General features: G+C 38.5%; 33 protein-coding genes. 29 read left to right on the top strand and 4 right to left on the bottom strand.

Going from position 1 to position 20,488, the window contains the following annotated elements; genetic code table 11:
* Positions 1 to 34 precede the first annotated feature (34 nt).
* The 24 genes from rplX (at position 35) to rpsI (ending at position 13,734) form a co-directional block, all read left to right on the top strand.
* A complete protein-coding gene (rplX, locus tag D9780_RS19190; RefSeq protein WP_073012598.1) occupies positions 35 to 346 on the top strand; it encodes a 50S ribosomal protein L24 in 312 nt (103 codons plus the stop codon).
* A 24-nt stretch (positions 347 to 370) separates the two neighbouring features.
* The gene (rplE, locus tag D9780_RS19195) at positions 371 to 910 is read left to right on the top strand and encodes a 50S ribosomal protein L5 (protein WP_073012600.1); all 540 of its coding nucleotides are present in this window, start codon (positions 371 to 373) and stop codon (positions 908 to 910) included.
* A gap of 30 nt (positions 911 to 940) precedes the next feature.
* Complete coding sequence (locus D9780_RS19200) at positions 941 to 1,126, top strand: type Z 30S ribosomal protein S14 (RefSeq protein WP_019375521.1); 186 nt, start codon at positions 941 to 943, stop codon at positions 1,124 to 1,126.
* A 30-nt stretch (positions 1,127 to 1,156) separates the two neighbouring features.
* On the top strand, positions 1,157 to 1,555 hold the full coding sequence (rpsH, locus tag D9780_RS19205) for a 30S ribosomal protein S8 (RefSeq protein ID WP_073012603.1): 399 nt from the start codon (positions 1,157 to 1,159) through the stop codon (positions 1,553 to 1,555).
* A 31-nt stretch (positions 1,556 to 1,586) separates the two neighbouring features.
* Entirely contained in the window at positions 1,587 to 2,123 is a 537-nt protein-coding gene (gene rplF, locus D9780_RS19210; RefSeq protein WP_077706771.1) for a 50S ribosomal protein L6, read from the top strand.
* A 28-nt stretch (positions 2,124 to 2,151) separates the two neighbouring features.
* Positions 2,152 to 2,517, top strand: coding sequence for a 50S ribosomal protein L18 (gene rplR, locus D9780_RS19215; RefSeq protein WP_073012609.1), 366 nt, complete (start codon positions 2,152 to 2,154; stop codon positions 2,515 to 2,517).
* 20 nt (positions 2,518 to 2,537) lie between these two features.
* A complete protein-coding gene (rpsE, locus tag D9780_RS19220; protein ID WP_073012612.1) occupies positions 2,538 to 3,041 on the top strand; it encodes a 30S ribosomal protein S5 in 504 nt (167 codons plus the stop codon).
* 13 nt (positions 3,042 to 3,054) lie between these two features.
* Positions 3,055 to 3,237 (top strand): 50S ribosomal protein L30, encoded by a 183-nt coding sequence (rpmD, locus tag D9780_RS19225; RefSeq protein ID WP_073012615.1) that lies wholly within the window; start codon positions 3,055 to 3,057, stop codon positions 3,235 to 3,237.
* A gap of 31 nt (positions 3,238 to 3,268) precedes the next feature.
* Entirely contained in the window at positions 3,269 to 3,709 is a 441-nt protein-coding gene (rplO, locus tag D9780_RS19230) for a 50S ribosomal protein L15 (RefSeq protein ID WP_073012618.1), read from the top strand.
* Positions 3,709 to 5,001: a preprotein translocase subunit SecY gene (gene secY / locus D9780_RS19235; protein ID WP_073012621.1), complete on the top strand. Its 1,293-nt coding sequence runs from the start codon at positions 3,709 to 3,711 to the stop codon at positions 4,999 to 5,001. The genes rplO and secY overlap by 1 nt, the downstream gene beginning before the upstream one ends.
* A gap of 32 nt (positions 5,002 to 5,033) precedes the next feature.
* Positions 5,034 to 5,675, top strand: coding sequence for an adenylate kinase (locus D9780_RS19240; RefSeq protein WP_073012624.1), 642 nt, complete (start codon positions 5,034 to 5,036; stop codon positions 5,673 to 5,675).
* Between the two features lie 174 nt (positions 5,676 to 5,849).
* Entirely contained in the window at positions 5,850 to 6,185 is a 336-nt protein-coding gene (locus D9780_RS19245; protein ID WP_073012626.1) for a KOW domain-containing RNA-binding protein, read from the top strand.
* Positions 6,163 to 6,381, top strand: a complete 219-nt coding sequence (gene infA / locus D9780_RS19250; protein WP_003354757.1) for a translation initiation factor IF-1 — start codon at positions 6,163 to 6,165, stop codon at positions 6,379 to 6,381. The genes D9780_RS19245 and infA overlap by 23 nt, the downstream gene beginning before the upstream one ends.
* 31 nt (positions 6,382 to 6,412) lie before the next feature.
* Positions 6,413 to 6,526, top strand: coding sequence for a 50S ribosomal protein L36 (rpmJ, locus tag D9780_RS19255; protein ID WP_005999442.1), 114 nt, complete (start codon positions 6,413 to 6,415; stop codon positions 6,524 to 6,526).
* A 23-nt stretch (positions 6,527 to 6,549) separates the two neighbouring features.
* Positions 6,550 to 6,915, top strand: coding sequence for a 30S ribosomal protein S13 (gene rpsM, locus D9780_RS19260; protein ID WP_073012629.1), 366 nt, complete (start codon positions 6,550 to 6,552; stop codon positions 6,913 to 6,915).
* A 23-nt stretch (positions 6,916 to 6,938) separates the two neighbouring features.
* A complete protein-coding gene (rpsK, locus tag D9780_RS19265; RefSeq protein WP_073012631.1) occupies positions 6,939 to 7,328 on the top strand; it encodes a 30S ribosomal protein S11 in 390 nt (129 codons plus the stop codon).
* Between the two features lie 212 nt (positions 7,329 to 7,540).
* Positions 7,541 to 8,485, top strand: coding sequence for a DNA-directed RNA polymerase subunit alpha (locus tag D9780_RS19270; protein WP_073012634.1), 945 nt, complete (start codon positions 7,541 to 7,543; stop codon positions 8,483 to 8,485).
* Positions 8,486 to 8,744: 259 nt separating this feature from the next.
* A complete protein-coding gene (rplQ, locus tag D9780_RS19275) occupies positions 8,745 to 9,098 on the top strand; it encodes a 50S ribosomal protein L17 (RefSeq protein WP_073012637.1) in 354 nt (117 codons plus the stop codon).
* Between the two features lie 212 nt (positions 9,099 to 9,310).
* The gene (locus D9780_RS19280) at positions 9,311 to 10,156 is read left to right on the top strand and encodes an energy-coupling factor ABC transporter ATP-binding protein (protein WP_073012640.1); all 846 of its coding nucleotides are present in this window, start codon (positions 9,311 to 9,313) and stop codon (positions 10,154 to 10,156) included.
* Positions 10,132 to 11,004: an energy-coupling factor ABC transporter ATP-binding protein gene (locus D9780_RS19285; RefSeq protein ID WP_121641190.1), complete on the top strand. Its 873-nt coding sequence runs from the start codon at positions 10,132 to 10,134 to the stop codon at positions 11,002 to 11,004. The genes D9780_RS19280 and D9780_RS19285 overlap by 25 nt, the downstream gene beginning before the upstream one ends.
* Positions 10,997 to 11,794, top strand: a complete 798-nt coding sequence (locus tag D9780_RS19290; RefSeq protein ID WP_073012644.1) for an energy-coupling factor transporter transmembrane component T family protein — start codon at positions 10,997 to 10,999, stop codon at positions 11,792 to 11,794. Before D9780_RS19285 ends, D9780_RS19290 begins: the two co-directional genes overlap by 8 nt.
* A 19-nt stretch (positions 11,795 to 11,813) precedes the next feature.
* The gene (truA, locus tag D9780_RS19295; RefSeq protein WP_077706766.1) at positions 11,814 to 12,554 is read left to right on the top strand and encodes a tRNA pseudouridine(38-40) synthase TruA; all 741 of its coding nucleotides are present in this window, start codon (positions 11,814 to 11,816) and stop codon (positions 12,552 to 12,554) included.
* Positions 12,555 to 12,883: 329 nt separating this feature from the next.
* On the top strand, positions 12,884 to 13,321 hold the full coding sequence (gene rplM, locus D9780_RS19300) for a 50S ribosomal protein L13 (protein ID WP_073012650.1): 438 nt from the start codon (positions 12,884 to 12,886) through the stop codon (positions 13,319 to 13,321).
* A 20-nt stretch (positions 13,322 to 13,341) separates the two neighbouring features.
* The gene (rpsI, locus tag D9780_RS19305) at positions 13,342 to 13,734 is read left to right on the top strand and encodes a 30S ribosomal protein S9 (RefSeq protein WP_073012653.1); all 393 of its coding nucleotides are present in this window, start codon (positions 13,342 to 13,344) and stop codon (positions 13,732 to 13,734) included.
* A gap of 89 nt (positions 13,735 to 13,823) precedes the next feature.
* Here the strand turns inward: rpsI and D9780_RS19310 are convergent, their stop codons facing one another.
* Positions 13,824 to 14,156 carry a class I SAM-dependent methyltransferase gene (locus D9780_RS19310; protein WP_121641191.1) on the bottom strand — a complete coding sequence of 111 codons (333 nt, stop codon included), beginning with the start codon at positions 14,154 to 14,156 and terminating at the stop codon, positions 13,824 to 13,826.
* A gap of 110 nt (positions 14,157 to 14,266) precedes the next feature.
* Entirely contained in the window at positions 14,267 to 14,722 is a 456-nt protein-coding gene (locus tag D9780_RS19315) for a MarR family winged helix-turn-helix transcriptional regulator (protein ID WP_121641192.1), read from the bottom strand.
* 671 nt (positions 14,723 to 15,393) lie between these two features.
* Between D9780_RS19315 and D9780_RS19320 the strand changes: the two genes are divergently transcribed.
* Positions 15,394 to 16,062, top strand: coding sequence for an SAP domain-containing protein (locus tag D9780_RS19320; protein WP_121641193.1), 669 nt, complete (start codon positions 15,394 to 15,396; stop codon positions 16,060 to 16,062).
* 256 nt (positions 16,063 to 16,318) lie between these two features.
* On the opposite strand, the gene D9780_RS19325 is transcribed toward D9780_RS19320, so the two are convergent.
* Positions 16,319 to 16,633: a hypothetical protein gene (locus D9780_RS19325; protein WP_121639562.1), complete on the bottom strand. Its 315-nt coding sequence runs from the start codon at positions 16,631 to 16,633 to the stop codon at positions 16,319 to 16,321.
* A gap of 18 nt (positions 16,634 to 16,651) precedes the next feature.
* A complete protein-coding gene (locus tag D9780_RS19330) occupies positions 16,652 to 17,062 on the bottom strand; it encodes a hypothetical protein (RefSeq protein WP_121641194.1) in 411 nt (136 codons plus the stop codon).
* A gap of 59 nt (positions 17,063 to 17,121) precedes the next feature.
* Between D9780_RS19330 and D9780_RS19335 the strand changes: the two genes are divergently transcribed.
* The 4 genes from D9780_RS19335 (at position 17,122) to D9780_RS19350 (ending at position 20,215) form a co-directional block, all read left to right on the top strand.
* Positions 17,122 to 17,457 (top strand): IS66 family insertion sequence element accessory protein TnpA, encoded by a 336-nt coding sequence (locus tag D9780_RS19335; protein WP_121641195.1) that lies wholly within the window; start codon positions 17,122 to 17,124, stop codon positions 17,455 to 17,457.
* Between the two features lie 8 nt (positions 17,458 to 17,465).
* Entirely contained in the window at positions 17,466 to 17,816 is a 351-nt protein-coding gene (tnpB, locus tag D9780_RS19340) for an IS66 family insertion sequence element accessory protein TnpB (RefSeq protein WP_162985763.1), read from the top strand.
* 67 nt (positions 17,817 to 17,883) lie between these two features.
* Positions 17,884 to 19,461, top strand: a complete 1,578-nt coding sequence (locus D9780_RS19345) for an IS66 family transposase (RefSeq protein WP_121641196.1) — start codon at positions 17,884 to 17,886, stop codon at positions 19,459 to 19,461.
* A 328-nt stretch (positions 19,462 to 19,789) separates the two neighbouring features.
* A complete protein-coding gene (locus D9780_RS19350) occupies positions 19,790 to 20,215 on the top strand; it encodes a hypothetical protein (protein ID WP_121641197.1) in 426 nt (141 codons plus the stop codon).
* Positions 20,216 to 20,488 lie beyond the last annotated feature (273 nt).

Genomic DNA, 20,488 nt, shown 5'->3' on the forward strand with positions numbered 1-20,488 from the left:
CTAAAATTTAGCCTTGTTAGGAGGTGCGTTAAGCATGCATGTAAAAAAAGGTGATAAAGTAAAAGTTATTTCCGGCAAAGACCGCGGAAAAGAAGGCACTATCTTAGAAGCATACCCAAAAAAAGAGCGTGTGCTTGTAGAAGGAATTAACATGATTAAAAAACATGCCAAACCTTCCCAAGAAAATCCACAAGGTGGAATTCTTAATCAGGAGGCACCAATTCATGTTTCTAACGTGATGCCAATAGATCGTAAAACCGGAGAGCCAACCCGTGTTGGTTACGAAGTACGTGATGGAAAGAAAGTCCGTATCGCTAAGAAATCCGGAGAAGCGTTAGATAAATAGGTTCAGCGAAAGGAGGGCGACATGATGAATCAATTAAAGAAAAAATATCAAGATGAAGTACTACCATCTTTAATGAATAAATTTAACTATGAGTCTGTAATGCAAGTACCAGCTATTGAAAAAATAGTAGTGAACATGGGTGTTGGTGATGCTGTTCAGAACTCAAAAGCTTTAGATAATGCTGTCGAAGAGTTGGCGTTAATTTCTGGACAAAAGCCAATGATTACTCGTGCAAAAAAATCAATTGCTGGATTCCGCCTACGTGAAGGAATGCCGATTGGTGCTAAAGTAACCCTTCGCGGTGAGCGTATGTACGAATTTTTACAAAAACTAGTAGCTGTATCACTTCCACGTGTACGTGACTTCCGTGGTGTGTCTAAAAAGGCATTTGATGGTCGTGGAAACTACACTTTAGGAGTGAAAGAACAGCTTATTTTCCCAGAAATTAACTATGATAAAGTGAGTAAGATTCGTGGAATGGACATTGTTATCGTAACAACATCTAACACGGATGAAGAAGCTCGTGAACTTCTTACTCAGTTAGGCATGCCTTTCCAAAAGTAAGCAAAAGAGCGAATACAAGGAGGGAAAATAGTGGCTAAAAAATCAATGATTGCAAAGCAAAAACGTCCGCAAAAATACCAAGTACGTGAATATACACGCTGTGAGCGCTGTGGACGTCCGCATTCTGTAATCCGTAAATTTAAACTTTGCCGTATTTGTTTCCGTGAACTTGCCTATAAAGGTCAAATTCCTGGTGTCAAAAAAGCAAGCTGGTAAAACCCGATTTTGGGAAGGAGGTAATGATGAATGGTTATGACAGATCCAATTGCAGATATGCTTACTCGCATTCGTAATGCGAATATGGTAAGACATGAAAAGTTAGAGCTTCCAGCATCAAAGATGAAAAAAGAGATCGCTGATATTCTTAAACGAGAAGGTTTCGTTACAGATTATGAGCTTGTAGAAGATAACAAGCAAGGTGTTCTTCGCATCTTCCTTAAATATGGAGCAAACGAAGAGCGTGTAATTACAGGTATTAAACGTATAAGTAAACCAGGATTACGTGTTTATGCGAAAGCTGATGAAGTGCCACGTGTACTTAACGGTTTAGGAATTGCTATCGTTTCAACTTCAAAAGGTGTGCTTTCTGACAAAGAAGCGCGTTCTCAAGCTGTTGGCGGCGAAGTATTAGCATACGTGTGGTAATAGAGTAGTTAAAGAAGAGGAGGTGCATGAAATGTCTCGTATAGGACTGAAGCCAATCGAAGTTCCTGAAGGAGTAGAAGTGAAATTCGATGGAACTGTCGTTACAGTTAAAGGACCTAAAGGTGAATTAACAAGAAATCTACATCAAGATATTAAAGTTAACATGGAAGGCAACGTGATTAAGCTAGAGCGCCCAAGCGATCATAAGGATCATCGCGCATTACACGGTACGACACGTAGCCTCATTAACAATATGGTTGAAGGTGTAAGTAAAGGGTTTGAAAAATCGCTTGAAATCATCGGTGTTGGTTACCGTGCGCAGAAGCAGGGAAATAAAGTAATCGTCAACGCTGGTTACTCACACCCTGTAGAAATCGATCCAATTGACGGGATTGAAATTGACGTACCAAAAAACACACAACTTATTGTTAAAGGTATTGATAAGGAGCTTGTTGGAGCTGTTGCCTCTAAAATTAGAGCAATTCGCCCACCAGAGCCTTATAAAGGTAAAGGAATCCGTTACGAAGGTGAATATGTACGTCGTAAAGAAGGTAAAACTGCCAAGTAAGATTAGGTAGCAGAAAGGAGTGACCTAAGTGATTACAAAACCTGATAAAAATATGGTGCGTAAGAGAAGGCACGCTCGTGTACGTAAAACCGTTCACGGAACAGCACAGCGTCCTCGTCTAAACGTCTACCGTTCAAATAAACACATCTATGTACAGCTTATTGATGATACAAGTGGAAACACAGTGGTTAGTGCCTCTACAAAAGATAACGAGTTGAACTTAACAGGTGCAACTGGTAATGTAGAAGCAGCAAGACAAGTCGGAGAAGCAATAGCTAAACGTGCTCAGGATAAAGGTTACAAATCGGTTGTCTTTGACCGCGGTGGCTACCTTTATCATGGACGTGTGAAAGCTTTAGCAGAGGCTGCAAGAGAAGCAGGTCTTGAATTTTAAACGATAAAGGAGGGACATACATGAATAAAAACATTGATCCGAACAAATTAGATCTTGAAGAACGTGTTGTTGCGGTAAACCGTGTTGCAAAAGTTGTTAAAGGTGGTCGTAATTTCCGCTTTGCAGCTCTAGTTGTTGTCGGAGACAAGAATGGTCATGTAGGTTTTGGTACAGGAAAAGCACAAGAAGTACCAGAAGCAATTAAAAAAGCAGTAGATGATGCGAAGAAAAATTTAATTACAGTACCTATTGTTGGAACTACCATCCCACATGCAATTCATGGTCGATTCGGCTCAGGTAATGTATTGTTGAAACCAGCTACGGAAGGTACAGGAGTTATCTCTGGTGGCCCAGTACGTGCGATTTTAGAGCTTGCTGGTGTTGGTGATATACTAACAAAATCATTAGGTTCTAATACGCCGATTAATATGATTCGTGCAACAATCAATGGTTTAACAAACTTAAAGCGCGCAGAAGATGTAGCAAAACTACGTGGAAAGTCTGTAGAAGAACTGTTAGGATAAGGAGGGAACTGTTATGTCTAAAAAACTAGAAATAACCCTCACGCGCAGTGTTATTGGTGGAACAGAAGTTCAAAGAAAAACTGTTCAAGCATTGGGATTAAAGAAAATTCGTCAATCGGTTGTTCATGAAGATACTCCAGCTCTTCGCGGCATGGTCAATAAAGTATCTCATTTACTAACGGTTAAAGAGGTTTAAATAAGAAATAAGCGTAAGAGGAGGTGCTCGCATGAAACTTCATGAATTGAAGGCTGCAGAAGGTACACGTAAAAACCGTAATCGTGTAGGTCGTGGAATGTCATCTGGCAACGGGAAAACATCAGGACGTGGACATAAAGGTCAAAAAGCGCGCTCTGGTGGCGGTACTCGTCCAGGGTTTGAAGGTGGTCAGTTACCACTATTCCAACGCTTACCAAAACGTGGGTTTACAAACATTCATCGTAAAGAGTTTGCTATTGTAAATGTAGAAACGTTAAATCGGTTTGAAGAAGGCACAGAAATAACACCTGAGCTATTACTGGAAGAAGGCGTAGTTAGCAAGTTGAAAGCAGGTATTAAAGTACTTGGCAACGGCTCGATCGAGAAAAAACTAACAGTAAAAGCTCACAAGTTCTCTGCTTCCGCTAAAGAAGCAATCGAGGCAGCGGGCGGTCAAACAGAGGTGATTTAATGTTCCGTACAATCTCCAATTTTATGCGCGTAGGTGATATAAGACGGAAAATAATTTTCACGTTATTAATGTTGGTTGTCTTCCGTCTTGGCACATTTATACCTGTGCCATTTACTGATAAACAGGCAATTGACTTTATGAATTCCCAAAATGTGTTTGGCTTTTTAAACACATTTGGTGGTGGCGCATTGCAAAATTTCTCCATCTTTGCGATGGGGATTATGCCTTATATTACGGCGTCTATTATTATGCAATTGCTACAAATGGATGTCGTACCTAAATTTGCTGAGTGGAAAAAACAAGGTGATGCAGGTAGGAAAAAGCTTGCCCAAGTTACGCGTTATGGTACCATTGTCCTTGCCTTTATCCAAGCGATTGCTATGTCAGTAGGATTTAATGCTATGGCTGGTGGTATGTTAATTGCTGATCCTGGTCCCATGAAATTTATTGTTATTGCCATTGTTTTAACGAGTGGGACAGCATTTTTAATGTGGCTTGGAGAACAAATTACTGCGAATGGAGTCGGTAATGGAATTTCGATTATCATTTTTGCAGGTATTGTTGCAGCAGTACCAAATGGCGTACAACAGCTATACAGCCAGTATTTTATTAACCCTGGCGATGAACTGTTCATTAATATTGTTATTGTTGCGTTGATTGCTTTGGTTGTGGTTGCCGTAACCGTTGGAGTTATTTTTATTCAACAAGCGTTACGTAAAATACCCGTTCAATATGCAAAAAAACTTGTCAATCGTTCTCCAGTAGGTGGTCAGTCAACACACTTACCTTTAAAAGTGAACGCTGCTGGTGTTATTCCAGTTATCTTTGCCATAGCGTTTATTATGGCGCCAAGTACAATTGCGACATTCTTTGAAGGAAACGATATTGCTGCAACCATCCAACGTATCTTTGATTATACACAGCCAATAGGTATGGTTATCTATGTTGCGTTAATTATCGCTTTTACGTACTTCTATACGTTTGTTCAAGTAAACCCAGAGCAAATGGCTGAGAATTTACAAAAACAAGGCGGTTATGTACCTGGGATTCGTCCAGGTAAAAACACAGAGGCCTATTTGACTAGAGTACTGTACCGTCTCACATTCGTAGGTGCACTATTCTTAGCTGCTGTATCTGTCTTACCGCTTGCTTTAAGCGGAGTTGCTAACTTGCCGCAGTCCATACAAATTGGCGGAACTAGTTTACTGATTGTTGTTGGAGTAGCACTTCAGACGATGAAGCAATTGGAAAGTCAATTGGTAAAACGTCACTATAAAGGATTTATTAAGTAATTTTGCTGAAGACGAGAGCGAGGAGAAATCTGTTGAACTTAATTTTAATGGGCCTGCCCGGTGCTGGAAAAGGCACACAGGCAGAGAAAATAAACGAAAAATATGATATCCCTCATATTTCAACAGGAGATATGTTCCGTTTAGCTATTAAAGAGGGAACAGACTTAGGTAAAAAAGCAAAAGCGTACATGGACCGAGGAGAACTTGTTCCAGATGAAGTTACGAATGGTATTGTTAAAGAACGCTTGAGTAAAAATGATTGTAAACATGGATTTTTATTGGATGGTTTCCCAAGGACTATTGCTCAAGCAGAAGCATTACAAAGTCTATTGCAGGATATCAATCAATCCATTGATTATGTCATTCATGTAGATGTACCAGAAGAAAAATTAGTGGAGCGTCTAACTGGTCGTAGAATTTGTCCAACATGCGGAACAACGTACCATGTAGTTTATAATCCGCCAAAAGAAGACGGGGTCTGTGATAAAGATGGCTCAACCTTAATCCAACGTGATGACGATAAGCCAGCTACGGTGAAAAAGCGTCTATCTGTAAATATAGAACAGACGAAGCCGTTATTAGACTTTTATAATGAAAAAGGATATCTAGTAACAGTTAATGGCGATCAGGATATTGATCAAGTGTTTCAAGATATTCAAGCTAAAGTACAATAATAGCCTTAGAATTGTATGAAGTGCATTTCTAGTAATGAAAAGTTATAATAAGTCGTGGAGTACAGTGCGGCATATTTCTATATAGATAATAAGGTGACACAGGATAAAAGTGAGTAATTCTTTTCAATAAACAGGCATTGATATAAACTATAGCCTAAGTGAAGGTGATCGTTGTTGAACGAAGATGATTCGATACCGCGGATAGGTCAAGTTGTTCGAATTATGCAAGGTCGTGAAGCGGGTCAATATGCAGTCGTTATTAAATCTGTCGATGATAAGTATGTCTTGCTTGCAGATGGGGAAAAACGTAAATATGATCGACCAAAGAAAAAGAATCTTCATCATATCGAGTTAATGGATTATATTTCTCCAGAAGTCCAAAACAGCCTTCTAGAAACTGGTCGTGTCACAAATGGTAAACTGCGGTTTGCCATAGCTAAATTTATCAATGAAGTTGTGACTGATTTGAAGAAGGGAGATCAACACGATGGCGAAAGACGATGTAATTGAAGTGGAAGGAACCGTAACGGAAACATTGCCGAATGCGATGTTTAAAGTCGAATTGGAAAACGGTCATACTGTATTAGCCCACGTATCCGGGAAAATTCGTATGCACTTTATTCGCATTCTTCCTGGCGACAAAGTAACGGTTGAACTTTCTCCGTATGATTTAACTAGAGGACGAATTACGTACCGTTATAAATAAGTGAGCTCCGATATTAAAGGAGGTAAAGATGATGAAAGTAAGAGCATCTGTAAAACCCATTTGCGAAAAATGTAAAGTCATTAAACGAAATGGTAAAGTAATGGTTATTTGTGAAAATCCAAAGCATAAACAAAAACAAGGATAACAAACAGGAGGTGTTAAAGCTTTATGGCACGTATTGCAGGTATTGATGTCCCACGTGATAAACGCGTAGTCATTTCCCTAACGTATATTTACGGTATTGGAAAAACTACTGCTCAAAAAATCCTTAAAGAAGCAGGCGTTTCTGAAGACACTCGTGTACGCGACCTTACTGAGGACGAATTAGGAAGAATTCGTAAAGCTACAGACGAGTATACCATTGAAGGAGACCTTCGTCGTGAAGTATCTCTAAATATTAAACGTCTTATCGAGATCGGCTCATATCGCGGAATCCGCCATCGTCGTGGACTTCCTCTTCGTGGACAAAAAACAAAAAATAATTCACGTACTCGTAAAGGGCCGCGTCGCGCGATCGCTGGAAAGAAAAAATAAATGTTAAAGGAGGTTAAAAGGTAATGGCACAAAAGTCAAGCGCACGTAAACGTCGTGTGAAAAAAAATATTGAGTCAGGTATATCCCATATCCGTTCAACATTTAATAACACCATCGTTACGATTACAGATACGCAAGGAAATGTTCTTGGATGGAGTTCTGCTGGTGCATTGGGCTTTAAAGGTTCAAAGAAATCTACTCCATTTGCTGCCCAAATGGCAGCTGAAACTGCTGCTAAATCTGCAATTGACCATGGTATGAAAACTCTTGAAGTAACCGTTAAAGGACCAGGAGCCGGCCGTGAAGCAGCTATTCGTTCTCTTCAGGCAGCAGGTTTGGAAGTTACAGCTATTCGTGATGTAACGCCAGTACCACATAACGGTTGCCGCCCACCAAAACGTCGTCGTGTATAATTATACCGTATATAATTTGTCACCCTGTCTATAATGGGTTATGATAGCTAAAAGTCTAAAGGTTGGTTTTCCTTTAGGAATAGAGCTTCCAGAAGACAAGAACGTACGAAAGATTTACAAGTAGTGCAGAAACGCCAACTGCATTTTTGAGGAATTTCGGTTAGACCGCTGTCTAACCGGGGTTTCGACGTTTTAAAGGAGGGTTTTATGGAATGATCGAAATTGAAAAACCAAAAATTGAGACGGTAGAAATCAGCGATGATGCTACATTTGGAAAATTCGTAGTCGAACCGCTTGAACGTGGATATGGTACCACTCTAGGAAACTCCTTGCGTCGTATCCTACTATCCTCACTTCCAGGTGCTGCTGTGACTTCAGTTCAAATTGATGGAGCGCTACATGAATTTTCAACGATTGATGGTGTTGTTGAAGATGTAACAACAATTATTTTGAACTTGAAAAAATTAGCGCTAAAAATCTACTCAGATGAAGAAAAAACATTGGAGATTGATGTGCAGGGAGAAGGAAAAGTTACGGCTGCAGATCTAACCTATGATAGTGATGTAGAGGTCCTAAATCCGGATTTGTTAATTGCTACATTGAATAACAAAGGCAGCTTGTTTATGAAAATTACTGCAGAACGTGGACGTGGGTATCGACCTGCTGAAGCAAACAAACGTGATGATCAGCCAATCGGGATAATTCCAGTTGACTCCATTTTTACTCCAGTATCACGTGTAACCTACCAAGTAGAGAATACACGTGTTGGTCAAGTAGCTAACTTTGATAAATTGACATTAGATGTACGTACAGATGGCAGTATTCGTCCAGAAGAAGCTGTTTCTTTAGGTGCGAAAGTCTTTACAGAGCATCTTAATATTTTTGTAGGTTTAACAGATGAAGCGAAAAACGCTGAAGTGATGGTCGAGAAGGAAGAAGACCAAAAAGAAAAAGTGATGGAAATGACGATTGAAGAACTCGATCTTTCTGTCAGGTCCTATAACTGTCTAAAGCGCGCTGGGATTAACACCGTACAAGAATTAGCAAATAAATCTGAAGAAGATATGATGAAGGTACGCAATCTTGGACGTAAGTCGTTAGAAGAAGTAAAAGTGAAGCTTAACGATTTAGGTCTTGGCTTGCGAGACGATGACTAATCATATAGACATCATTAGAAAATTAAGGCACACGGATAAATAGTGCTTGCATATACGAATTACTCCATTCAGTATTTTTAGTTTGCTTTCGTTCGTTGCATCACTTTTTTGCGTTTTGGAAAAGGAGCTGTCATCGCTTTTTTCCGAAGAGTAGAGGATGTGCGTAGGAAAAGATAAAACAAGGTAGACCTAATGTGAGTATACAAGGTCGTTTGAATGGAAGTTTTTAAAAGTCATCAAAGAAAGGGAGGGATAGTCCATGGCTAGAAAATTAGGTCGTACATCGGATCAACGCATGGCGCTACTTCGTAATCTTGCTTCTGATTTAATTATTCATGAGCGGATTGAAACAACAGAAGCAAAAGCGAAGGAGTTAAAATCCGTTGTTGATAAAATGATTACATTAGGCAAACGTGGGGATCTGCACGCACGCCGTCAAGCAGCCTCATTTCTATATAATCAAGAAGCTAATGAAGATCAAAACGTTATTCAGAAGCTTTTCAATGATGTGGCTCCGCGTTACGAAGACCGTCAAGGTGGGTACACACGTGTTCTTAAACTGGGCGCTCGTCAAGGTGATGGTGCGAAAATGGCAATCATTGAACTAGTTTAATGTAACCACAGGCGACAAGGGCAGGACTGAATCTCTTCTACGAGGTACATCCAAGCCCTTTTTTTGTCTATAGGAAAGTATAAAGTTTCTAGGATTATAGTATTAGCAAACCAACGGCTTCCACCATAAGATGCGGCGACAAGCCAAGTTTTTCTAATACTATAATTTGCGTTTTGTAACAAGTACCCTTTTTGGCAAGAGGAGGAGTTTAGATGAGTAGCAATGAAAAATTGGTAGAGTTTAGAAATGTATCATTTCGATATGGAGCAGAGCAGCCATGGGTACTGAAAAACTGTAGCTTTGAGATCGATCGCGAAGAATGGGTTGCCATTATTGGTCATAATGGTTCGGGGAAATCTACCATAGCTAAATTAATGAATGGACTTTTATTTCCGCAAGAAGGGGAAATTTATGTAGCTGGGAAAAAAGTGCAGGAAGATACCATTTGGGATGTACGTAAAGATGTCGGCATGGTGTTTCAAAATCCAGATAATCAATTTGTAGGTACAACTGTACAAGACGATGTTGCATTTGGCATGGAGAATAGAGGTTTTCCAAGAGAGGAAATGCTACAGCGACTTGATGATGTGTTACATGCAGTTGGCATGGTGGATTATCGCTTAACGGAGCCTCATCGTCTATCTGGTGGACAAAAGCAACGTATAGCTATTGCAAGCGTGCTAGCTGTATCTCCCAAAGTGCTTATTTTAGATGAAGCAACGGCGATGTTAGACCCAAGAGGAAGAAGAGATATTATGCAAACCGTCGCTCATTTGCAAGCAAATAAGGATGTATCCTTACTAACGATTACGCACGACCTGCAAGAAATTGTCCAAGCAGATCGGGTTATTGTAATGAATGAAGGTCAAGTTTGGGACGAGTCTCATCCGAGAGAGCTTTTTTCTAAGCAAGATGATCTACTTGCAATTGGATTAGATGTTCCGTTTATTGCTTCCTTAGCAAAAGCTTTAAAACAGACGGGCATTCCCATCACAAAAGAACCATTAAATCATGAAGAACTGTTGGAGGAACTATGGACATTACATTCGAGAACGTAAGCTATATCTATCAACAGCACTCCCCATTTGCTCATAAAGCGATTGACCAATTAAGTTTTCATATCCCTTCTGGAACATTTGTAGCCATTGTAGGTCATACGGGTTCAGGAAAATCAACTCTAATTCAGCATTTAAATGGTCTTGTTCAGCCGACAGCAGGAAAAGTAAAGATAGGAGACTTTGAGCTCACGGCAGAAAAAAAGCCGAAACATTTGAAACAGCTAAGAAGCAAGGTCGGTGTCGTATTTCAATATCCGGAGCATCAACTATTTGAAGAGACGGTTGCGAAGGATATTAGCTTTGGACCTAAAAATTTTGGTGTTGGGGATAGCGAAATACAACGGCGAGTGACAGAAGCATTACAAGCTGTTGGTTTATCAGCAGATTATGTAGAGCGCTCCCCCTTTGATTTAAGTGGTGGGCAAATGCGCAGGGTCGCTATTGCTGGTGTTTTAGCTACAAAACCAAACGTCCTTGTCTTAGATGAACCGACTGCAGGACTTGATCCAAGAGGGCAAAAAGAAATGATGGAGATGTTTTATGAACGCCATCGGTCTGAACAGCTTACAACGATACTCGTCACACATAGCATGGAGGATGCCGTTACGTATGCGGATCATGTCATTATTTTAAATAAAGGTAGTAAATATATGGAAGGGAAACCAGAGGAAGTGTTTGTGCAAAAGGAAGCATTGCAACAAGTTCAACTGGATGTTCCCGAAATGGTAGCCTTTATTAATCGTTGGAATGAAAAATTTCACACCAAACTTCCTTTTACGAAGCAGTCTGAGCGCGAATTAGCAACTGCTATTGCCGCCGTGCTTAAAGGAGGGAAAAGCCATGAATAATGCCATGGTTATTGGTCAGTACGTACCAGGGAACTCCGTTGTTCACCGATTAGACCCACGAACGAAGATTACAATTATATTTATCTTTGTGTTTGTCGTCTTTTTAGCGAACAATGTGTGGAGCTATACAATATTAACTGTTTTCGCACTTTTAAGTATGATAACATCTCGTGTACCATTACGATTTGTTTTAAAGGGTTTAACGCCTGTTTGGTTTTTAATTATTTTTACCTTTCTACTCCATGTAATTATTACAAAAGAAGGTGATGTCGTATTCGAGATTTTTACCTTTCAAGTATACTCTGGTGGGTTAATTCAAGGTTTTGCTATTTCCATGCGATTCTTTCTACTTATTTTAGTCACGTCGCTACTAACATTGACAACAACACCGATAGAAATAACGGATGCGATTGAAAGCATGTTGCAACCATTAAAAAAAGTGAAATTTCCTGTTCATGAATTGGCGTTAATGATGTCGATATCACTCCGTTTCATTCCAACGTTGTTACAAGAAACAGATAAAATTTCAAAAGCGCAAGCGTCACGTGGCGTTGACTTTCGAACAGGGAAGCTCAAAGATCGCATACAAGCCGTCGTGCCATTGCTCGTTCCATTATTCGTCAGTGCTTTCAAACGAGCAGAAGAGCTAGCTATGGCGATGGAAGCGAGAGGCTATCAAGGTGGCGAAGGTCGTACCAAGTTACGAGAATTAAAATTTACGAAGCTAGACGTAGGAATATACATTTTATTTATATTCGTCATCTTAGGACTATTTTTTACAAGGAACTAGATAGAAAGGCTGCAAAAACATGGAACGACTAAAATGTACACTTCAATATGACGGCTCTCATTTCTCGGGATTTCAAATCCAACCTGGAAAAAGAACCGTACAAGGAATACTAGAAAAAGCATTACAAAAAATGCATAAAGGTGAACCTGTACGCATTCATCCTTCAGGGAGAACCGATACAGGCGTTCATGCGAAAGGACAGACGATTCACTTTGATTCTCCATACAACATCCCTATGTACAATTGGAAGCAAGCATTAAACACCTTGCTCCCTGATGACATTTATGTTAAGCAGGTAGAAGTGGTTCCTAATACGTTCCACGCTAGGTATGATGTAGTAGAGAAGGAATATCGCTATTATGTATATCATGCAAAGGAACCGGATGTATTTAGACGCCATTATGCTTATTTTTTCCCGTATGCATTAGACGTTGCTTCCATGCAAGTAGCATGCCGTTATTTGGAAGGAACGCATGATTTTACAACCTTTTCCTCTGCTAAAGCAACAACAAGAGGGAGCAAACAGCGTACGCTTTATCAAGTAACCTGTGAAAAAAGAGGCGCCGAAATCGAATTTATTTTTCGCGGCAGCGGATTTTTATATAATATGGTGCGCATCATCGTTGGTGTAATATTAGACATAGGCCAAGGAAGGCGAGAAGCGTCTGATATAGCTGTTTTACTGTCAAAAAGGGATAGACGTGCAGTAGGAGAAACAGTGCCCGCACAAGGCCTCTATTTGTGTCGTGTGAAGTACTAATTATTCTTGCAAGTGATAAGGGTAGTGATTTGCGGCAACACAAACCATTTGGAAGAGTGTAACTACTAATCTAAACGGAATAAATAGGGCGGTGCGCATTTGGGTGGGACATGGTAAAGAGCCTATATTAAAGCATTCTTTGCTCTATGGGTGAAAAAAGGCGATCTCGTAAAGTTGAAGAGGAATAAACCTTGACATAATAGTGATATTTGGTGTATTATGATTAATGGCATTTTATTTCTAAACCATGATTAGCCCCGGAAACTAATTATGTTGAAATAGACGAACGAATAGAAATTTGAATTTAATTATTTTGGAGGGAAAGACACATGCGCACAACTTTCATGGCAAATGAAAATAATATCGAACGCAAATGGCTAGTTGTTGATGCAGAAGGCAAACGATTAGGTCGTTTAGCAAGTGAAGTTGCTGCGATCCTTCGTGGAAAGCATAAACCAACTTACACGCCACATGCAGATACAGGTGACCATGTCATCATCATTAACGCAGAGAAAATTGAATTAACTGGTAATAAACTAACAGATAAAAAATACTACCGTCATACAAACCACCCTGGTGGTTTAAAAGAACGTAATGCAGAGGAAATGCGTACAAAATATCCTGAGCGTATGCTAGAGTTGGCAGTTAAAGGCATGCTTCCAAACGGTCCTCTAGGTCGCAGAATGGCTAAGAAACTTCATGTATTCAGAGGCGCTGAACACAATCATCAAGCACAAAAACCAGAAGTTTATGAGCTTCGTGGGTAATTAAAAGGAGGTAAATCATTTTGGCACAAGTACAATACTATGGCACAGGTCGTCGTAAAAAATCAACTGCGCGCGTACGTTTAGTACCTGGTACGGGCAACATTACAATTAACGGTCGTAATGCAGCTGATTATTTCCCATATGAAACACAGTTGTTAATTTTAAACCAACCACTTGTAGCAACAGAAACACAAGGAACATATGACATTATTGTCAACGTTCATGGTGGTGGCTTCACTGGTCAAGCAGGAGCTATCCGTCACGGAGTTGCACGTGCATTGCTAGAAGCTGATCCTGAGTACCGTAGCGCTCTAAAATCAGAGGGTTACCTAACTCGTGATGCTCGTATGAAAGAACGTTATAAATACGGTCTTAAAAAAGCACGTCGTGCACCACAGTTCTCAAAACGTTAATAAATCAACACTTGCAAATCCCTCAATCACCTATGGTTGGGGGATTTTACTGTATATGCGGGGCTTTAAAAACAGGGGGAAATTCACACCTAATATACACGTAACATACAAGTAGCAGACAAATAATTTAAAGAAAAAGCAGCTTTCTTATAGCTTGTCAATTGCCATAAGAAGCTGCTTGATATCTTTATGTGTATAGACTTTGTCGGTGATATCTTTATCTGCAAGCCCCATACTTTTTTGGCTTGCTGTAACATGACATCGGAGTAATCAATCCCTACAACATAACCATCCCGGTTAATATTGGAAACCATTTCAATCGCAATCCCTGGACCGAAACCAATTTCTAAGACGTTATCTACTTTTTGAATATTTAACAACGATATCGTCCGCTTGTTCTTTTCAACACCTGTGGACGCCATTAATTTACCTGCAATGCTGCCTAAAAGGCCGTCAGGCTTCCCAAACTTTAAAGCAAACTTTTTACCAACCCCATATTCAAATCTCCCTTCATTTTATATTAAAATCATATTTACTCTTGGCGCAATTCCTTTTTAAGCTGATCCATATTCGAAAGTAAACGGTCAAAGAGCTCGAATAGTTGCTCTTTTTCGTTTTGATTAAATCCTCTTAGCAAATTCTTTTCCAATTCGTAACCCATCGGTTCTACTGTCTGGTGAATAAAATGCTTTCCTTTTTCACTTAGTGATAAAATTTTAGCTCTTGAATCGTCAGGGTGTTGTTTTCGAAAAACTAATCCTTTACGTTCCAAACGTTCAAGTAAAACAGTTAAAGTTGAGGATTTGACATCAAGATAGTGGAGTAATTGCTTTTGTGTAATGGGATCACCACCTAGGAGACAAAACAACACATTTAATTGTGCGTTTGTTATTCCGTACGGTTCGGCTTTTATTTGAATTAACTGGGATAAAAAGTGGGAAAGCCTATTAATATATGCAGGTAACATGTAATTTTTAAGCTGATTCATTAAATCATTCCTTTAGATAGCTAGGCTAACTAGCCTTTGACTTATCTTAATTAATAATTTCCTTGTTGTCAAGGCACCATTTACATTGTTTTATTAAAAATTTCTGGTATGGTAATTTATAGGGGACATAATTTCATATTTTTAATTCTGTAAAATTTAAAGGGGGGGGAATTTGTTATAATCAATTAAAGAAACGGTATCGAATAACAAAATTAGATAAAATGATTTAAACGGAATTATTCAATCTGTTATAAAAGTAGTAAATTTAACCATTGAAAGAAATACATATCACCACATCTTTAGAAATATGTAAGAATTTACATCACTCTAAAAGCTTCATCCACGACTATTTAACTCCAAGACTAGTGCTTTAATCGAAATTAATTATTTCCAATCGAAAAGATTAATGACTTTAAATTCTTTGTTTCGATGGGCTTAATAGAGCATATTAAAATCCAAAGAAAGAGGATTAATTTAATTTTCAAATCAAAAAATCATTTTGAACTTTCCCAGCCCCATATCTTTGTTCCATATTCCCTGTTTTAAACAAAACAAGCTCATTTAAAATAGCCCAGGTAAATAAAGGTGATAAAAGAAGCTTAATAAAAAATATGCTTTTGGATTAGTTGGTAGTAAATTAAATTAAATCTAATATTTACAGGAGGAGTATTATGGATAAAATAAATAGACCGGACTTTAATCGGAATATGTCAGTTGAGGAGTTTTCTCAACATTATTGGTATAAAGAAGAGTTAAAGAGAATTTGTGCTGATTGTAAAATACCATCCTATGGAACGAAAGCGGAATTGGAAACAAAAATTAAAAACTATCTATCTGGAAAAAAAGTAGTTGATCACCGTCAACAAATGTCTAATATGAGAAAAGGAATGAGTTCAAATAGTATAACTGTAGATACGAAATTAATTCCTGAGGGTTTTAAGTTTAATCAGAAAGCTAGGGAATTTTTTGCAAATTACTACAACGTTCCAAAGTTTAAATTTACAAAGGATATGGCATCGGCGCTACGAGAAGCGGAGCGTCAAGGTGATCTTGATATGACAGTAGCGGATTTAATAAAGATTTATGAAAAAGGAAAAGATGGTAAGAAGAAAAATAATGTTGTAAATTCACCTGAAGAAAAAACATACCAATGGAATAATTTTGTTAGTGATTTTAATAGAGATATAAGGACGCAGGGTATGAAAAATAAAATGAAAGTTGCTGCATTTTTGTGGAATTATGTAAAAACAAATCCAGGACCCAAGAAATATAATAAAGATTTATTAGAACAATTTCCTCGCGAAGTTGAACAGATTTCAAACTCAAAAAATGATGAGTAAATAGTTCTATCGTTAACGGCAAAATTAACTAATGATACGAACTGGCTTTTAATAAACTGAGCATTTTTTCTTTTGTATTTTGTTTCCTTTTTAATGTCTTTTACTAACTCTATAATAATTGTGTCAATGTTAATAATGCGTAACCCCTCCTGATTCCAGTTAAATATGACAGACCAAGTATATAATTGTATACATTTTCTTTACTTTTGTTCAAAACTTCTTTTCAATGAATGTAATCTTTTATTAAAATTTATTCCTACCAAAACCATTGTTTAAGTTGAATATTTTCATAGTTTTCCTTGTAAATACGATCCATTTCTTTGAGTTGAGTTATATTATCTATAAAGCGTTCCATTAAAGCGTGATTTGCTTTTCCGTCAAAGTATTGGTTGATTTTGCTTAAAATAACCTGATGTTTTTGTAAAAGTGACAAAACAGCGTAACTGTGCTCTAATTGCATCTTTGTAATGTCCACATTTTCTTCTAAGTTCTGTTTAATTTGCTTCTCTAACGCTTCTTTCTGTGCTTTAGTTTCTAGGTAATCTTTCCACCAATCACTTCTACTACTCATTATTTCACAATCCCCTTATTAATGTATATGTAGCCATTGAGCAAGTATTTGATCGATTTGTTTAAAATTTTTACTCATTTTAACCATATGGTAAGCTATTTCTCCTGTATCATTTTGATTCTTTCGAAGCTTTTCCAAAAGATGTTCAAACTCATCTATATCGATTAAAGAAGGAATTCCATCTGCCCCAACATTTGTTAATTCACGAAATATTTCATCCACATGAGAGGTATTTAATTTATCGTATTTTCCTGATCCAACTATGTTTCTATATGTATTTCTTAATTGTTTCATTGAATCTAGATGATCGTCCAGTAATCGAATTAGCGCAGCTCTTGTGGTTGCAATTAGTTCTTCACTTTCCTCCATTTCCGTGGCTAATTGATGCATAAGTTCTGTTTGGATGTAAGCGTAAAATAAAATACACATAACAATCACAGGGCATCTATGTGATAATCTTCTTAGAAAATAAATTAGGAGGTTATGCGATGACCCTAAAAGACAAGCGAATAGAATGGAAAGCGCGGTATGATGCCTGGAAGGAAAGCGGACAAAGTATATCTGCATGGTGCCGAGGGAAAGAAATTAAAACGCATCAGATGTATTATTGGGTGCAACAATTTCGTGAGCACGGCAAAACTTCCATCAAGAAAAGCGCATCCAGGGAAACACAATGGCTAACCGTTCAAATGGGTGATTTTCCACTTGTACCACCTCACGAGAAAGAACCGATCTTTATTCACGTTGGTTCTACCTCCATTGAAGTGCGATCAGGAACGGATATGAACTTACTCTCGGATATTATTCATGTTTTAGGGAAGTAATCACGTTCATGAATATGCCATTTGAAAAAGTGTATTTAGCTTGCGGTAGCACAGATATGCGTAAATCGATTGATGGACTTGCTGCCATTGTGATAGAATGCTTCGATTTAGACCCTTTTTCTCCTTGCCTGTTTGTATTTTGTAACCGAAAGCGTGATAAGTTAAAAATACTGCAATGGGAAGTCAACGGATTTTGGCTGTATTATCGTCGGCTTGAAAAAGGAACATTTCAATGGCCATCCGATAAAGACTTAACGCCTATATCTATTAGCCCACGTCAATTTCGCTGGTTGTTGGATGGTATGTCGATGAACCAGCACCAAGCACACAGAGAAGTACTAGCGCGCACGATTCTATAAAAAATTGAAATATAGAAATACGGGAATTCGACTAGGCAAGTCGGGTTCTTTTTCGTATACTAATTTTATGGATAAAACAGCGGAAACAAACAAGAAAACAATGGAATATTATCAAGAGCTCAACGAAAAGCTAGAGTTGGAAAAAGAAGAGTTAGAAGCAAAATTAAAATGGTATGAAGAACAATTTAGATTGCTTCAACAACAAAAATTCGGCTCTTCTAGCGAGAAGACCAATTCTGACCAACTGTCTCTTTTTAACGAGGTAGAGGACACTTCGGATTCCAACCATGAAGAGCCTACGGTGGAGACGATTACATATAAACGCAAGAAGCAAAAAGGGCAACGCAAGGAGCAATTAGACAACCTGCCTACGGAAACGGTAGAATACCGTTTACCTGCTGAGGAACAGGTGTGTTCGTGTTGCGCTGGTGAACTGCATGAAATGAGCACGCAAGTGCGTAAAGAATTAAAGGTTATTCCTGCGCAGGTGAAAGTGGTGGAACATGTCCAGTACGTCTATAGCTGTCGTCATTGTGAACAACATGAGATACAAACGCCTATTCAAACAGCTAAAATGCCAGCGCCTGTGTTTCCAGGGAGTTTAGCCTCTCCTTCCGCCATGGCCTATACGATGTCGCAAAAATACGTGGAAGGAATGCCGTTGTATCGCCAAGAGAAGCAATTCGAACGATTTGGCGTCTTTATTCCACGTCAAACACTAGCTAATTGGGTCATATATGGTGCGACCACTTGGCTTACACTCATTTACAAAGAGATGCATACCGCCCTATTAGAATTGGATACCATACATGCAGATGAAACAGTTGTACAAGTTTTATCTGAACCAGGTAGAAAAGCTACTTCCAATTCGTATATGTGGCTGTATCGCTCTGGACACACGGATGTGCCAATCATTTTGTATGAGTACCAGCAAACAAGAGCATCCAAACATCCACGACGATTCCTACAGGGATATCAGGGCTACTTAACAGTAGACGGTTACCCTGGTTATAATGGAATAAAGAATGTCGTACTGATTGGTTGCTGGGCACATGCACGTCGTAAATTCACAGAAGCATTACAATCGCTTCCAGAGTCTTCGACCACTACAGCGGTAAAAGCGAAAGAAGGCTTAGACTTTTGTAATCAATTATTCGATATCGAACGCGACCTAAAGAGCGTTAGCCCACAAGAACGGTACGAACAACGTTTGGAGCGCAGTCAGCCCGTGCTGGATGCTTTTTCAGCATGGCTAAAACAGCAAACGCCGCGTGTTCTTCCGAAGAGTAAACTAGGCAAAGCTGTTACCTATTGCCGTAAACAATGGGATCGCTTAGAAGGATTTTTAAAGGATGGTCGATTGGAGATAGACAACAACCGTGCAAAGCGGTCGATCAAGCCTTTTGTGATCGGAAGAAAAGCTTGGCTGTTTAGTAATACCGCCAAAGGAGCTACATCCAGTGCCATTGTTTATAGCATAGTGGAAACAGCCAAGGAAAACGGATTAAATCCATTCCATTATCTTAGCTACTTATTTGAACGACTTCCCAATATAGATACAACAGACAGGGAACAACTAGCCCAACTCTTACCGTGGTCAACCACGCTGCCTCAAGAGTGTCGCGTTCCTACGAAATCTAAGTAAATCTTAACATAGGCCCACATCTACATAATAGGTGTGGGCTGTTTTACGCTTACACTTATACATATGAAGATTTTAAAGGAACATATGCTACTTTTGAAGGAGAGCCTTACAACTCTCCTATAGGACCAGATATAATGGTGATTGGAGACGATTCCTATCGAAGTTTTAATCTTGGGATTTCGATAGGACTTCTACCATTCTTGATAAAACAATAGAGGGAAATGTTTTAACGCTCTATAGCGAACGTGAAACAGAACAATTCGAGCTACGTTATGAAGGTGATAAAAAAATTCTGCATTCAATTACAAATGGACAATCATTTTATTCTATGTCTAGTCAGGATTTACAAACTCACTATAATCAATCAGAAATTGATTATGCACGAATTATTTTGACAATAAATGGTGAACCAAGTTTAGATCAATGGATTTTGTGGGAAGATCCTGTTGTTAAGATAAATCATAGTTCAGCTGATGATCCAGTCTTTCAGATTGATGATATTGTTTATCCAGAAGATGTAACTCATTTATCTAGCACTATGACGGATTCTAATCACATTAACTACACACCTAATGGCGGCGGATATATCACGATTTATCCTAATCCGTCTCATTATCAAGCTGAACAATCAGAAGAAGAAAATCGTCAACTTGCCCAAGAAGTTTTAGATAATGCTTATACAATATATGTAGAGCCGTTCGATCCATACACTGTAGCAGATTTTATTGGACGTGTTGAATTTGTATATGAATAACAGTCGGATCAAACAAAACAAAATAAGTACATAAGTATAACTGGGCAACGTTTGCCTTTTGAATGCATTATGGATGTGTGGATAAAATGAAGTGAGGACATCATCTTTTTATTAACGGTACCATCTTCTGTAACTAAAAATGAAATTAGTTACAAGAGATGGTGTTTTTATTTACTCAAATATAGACCAAAAATGTTTAAGTAGTAAAAATCACCTATATAAAAACAGGTAAAAAAGATGCATGGTGTATGGGTTATTTTACCACTAGAATTT

Source organism: Virgibacillus sp. Bac330 (assembly GCF_003667845.1).
GTDB lineage: Bacteria > Bacillota > Bacilli > Bacillales > Amphibacillaceae > Virgibacillus > Virgibacillus chiguensis.

What these genes read in the sequence shown, in the direction of transcription:
- rpsH (WP_073012603.1), top strand. Translation starts at nt 1,157, where the DNA reads ATGGTTATGACAGATCCAATTGCAGATATGCTTACTCGCATTCGTAAT.
- D9780_RS19350 (WP_121641197.1), top strand. Translation starts at nt 19,790, where the DNA reads ATGTCTAGTCAGGATTTACAAACTCACTATAATCAATCAGAAATTGAT.
- D9780_RS19310 (WP_121641191.1), bottom strand. Translation starts at nt 14,156, where the DNA reads ATGGCGTCCACAGGTGTTGAAAAGAACAAGCGGACGATATCGTTGTTA.
- D9780_RS19345 (WP_121641196.1), top strand. Translation starts at nt 17,884, where the DNA reads ATGGATAAAACAGCGGAAACAAACAAGAAAACAATGGAATATTATCAA.
- secY (WP_073012621.1), top strand. Translation starts at nt 3,709, where the DNA reads ATGTTCCGTACAATCTCCAATTTTATGCGCGTAGGTGATATAAGACGG.
- D9780_RS19315 (WP_121641192.1), bottom strand. Translation starts at nt 14,722, where the DNA reads ATGAATCAGCTTAAAAATTACATGTTACCTGCATATATTAATAGGCTT.
- rplO (WP_073012618.1), top strand. Translation starts at nt 3,269, where the DNA reads ATGAAACTTCATGAATTGAAGGCTGCAGAAGGTACACGTAAAAACCGT.
- D9780_RS19330 (WP_121641194.1), bottom strand. Translation starts at nt 17,062, where the DNA reads ATGTGTATTTTATTTTACGCTTACATCCAAACAGAACTTATGCATCAA.
- infA (WP_003354757.1), top strand. Translation starts at nt 6,163, where the DNA reads ATGGCGAAAGACGATGTAATTGAAGTGGAAGGAACCGTAACGGAAACA.
- D9780_RS19320 (WP_121641193.1), top strand. Translation starts at nt 15,394, where the DNA reads ATGGATAAAATAAATAGACCGGACTTTAATCGGAATATGTCAGTTGAG.
- rpmD (WP_073012615.1), top strand. Translation starts at nt 3,055, where the DNA reads ATGTCTAAAAAACTAGAAATAACCCTCACGCGCAGTGTTATTGGTGGA.
- D9780_RS19335 (WP_121641195.1), top strand. Translation starts at nt 17,122, where the DNA reads ATGACCCTAAAAGACAAGCGAATAGAATGGAAAGCGCGGTATGATGCC.
- D9780_RS19290 (WP_073012644.1), top strand. Translation starts at nt 10,997, where the DNA reads ATGAATAATGCCATGGTTATTGGTCAGTACGTACCAGGGAACTCCGTT.
- rplQ (WP_073012637.1), top strand. Translation starts at nt 8,745, where the DNA reads ATGGCTAGAAAATTAGGTCGTACATCGGATCAACGCATGGCGCTACTT.
- tnpB (WP_162985763.1), top strand. Translation starts at nt 17,466, where the DNA reads ATGAATATGCCATTTGAAAAAGTGTATTTAGCTTGCGGTAGCACAGAT.
- D9780_RS19325 (WP_121639562.1), bottom strand. Translation starts at nt 16,633, where the DNA reads ATGAGTAGTAGAAGTGATTGGTGGAAAGATTACCTAGAAACTAAAGCA.
- rpsE (WP_073012612.1), top strand. Translation starts at nt 2,538, where the DNA reads ATGAATAAAAACATTGATCCGAACAAATTAGATCTTGAAGAACGTGTT.
- D9780_RS19280 (WP_073012640.1), top strand. Translation starts at nt 9,311, where the DNA reads ATGAGTAGCAATGAAAAATTGGTAGAGTTTAGAAATGTATCATTTCGA.
- rplM (WP_073012650.1), top strand. Translation starts at nt 12,884, where the DNA reads ATGCGCACAACTTTCATGGCAAATGAAAATAATATCGAACGCAAATGG.
- rplE (WP_073012600.1), top strand. Translation starts at nt 371, where the DNA reads ATGAATCAATTAAAGAAAAAATATCAAGATGAAGTACTACCATCTTTA.
- D9780_RS19270 (WP_073012634.1), top strand. Translation starts at nt 7,541, where the DNA reads ATGATCGAAATTGAAAAACCAAAAATTGAGACGGTAGAAATCAGCGAT.
- D9780_RS19285 (WP_121641190.1), top strand. Translation starts at nt 10,132, where the DNA reads ATGGACATTACATTCGAGAACGTAAGCTATATCTATCAACAGCACTCC.
- rpsK (WP_073012631.1), top strand. Translation starts at nt 6,939, where the DNA reads ATGGCACAAAAGTCAAGCGCACGTAAACGTCGTGTGAAAAAAAATATT.
- rpsM (WP_073012629.1), top strand. Translation starts at nt 6,550, where the DNA reads ATGGCACGTATTGCAGGTATTGATGTCCCACGTGATAAACGCGTAGTC.
- truA (WP_077706766.1), top strand. Translation starts at nt 11,814, where the DNA reads ATGGAACGACTAAAATGTACACTTCAATATGACGGCTCTCATTTCTCG.
- rpmJ (WP_005999442.1), top strand. Translation starts at nt 6,413, where the DNA reads ATGAAAGTAAGAGCATCTGTAAAACCCATTTGCGAAAAATGTAAAGTC.
- rplX (WP_073012598.1), top strand. Translation starts at nt 35, where the DNA reads ATGCATGTAAAAAAAGGTGATAAAGTAAAAGTTATTTCCGGCAAAGAC.
- rplF (WP_077706771.1), top strand. Translation starts at nt 1,587, where the DNA reads ATGTCTCGTATAGGACTGAAGCCAATCGAAGTTCCTGAAGGAGTAGAA.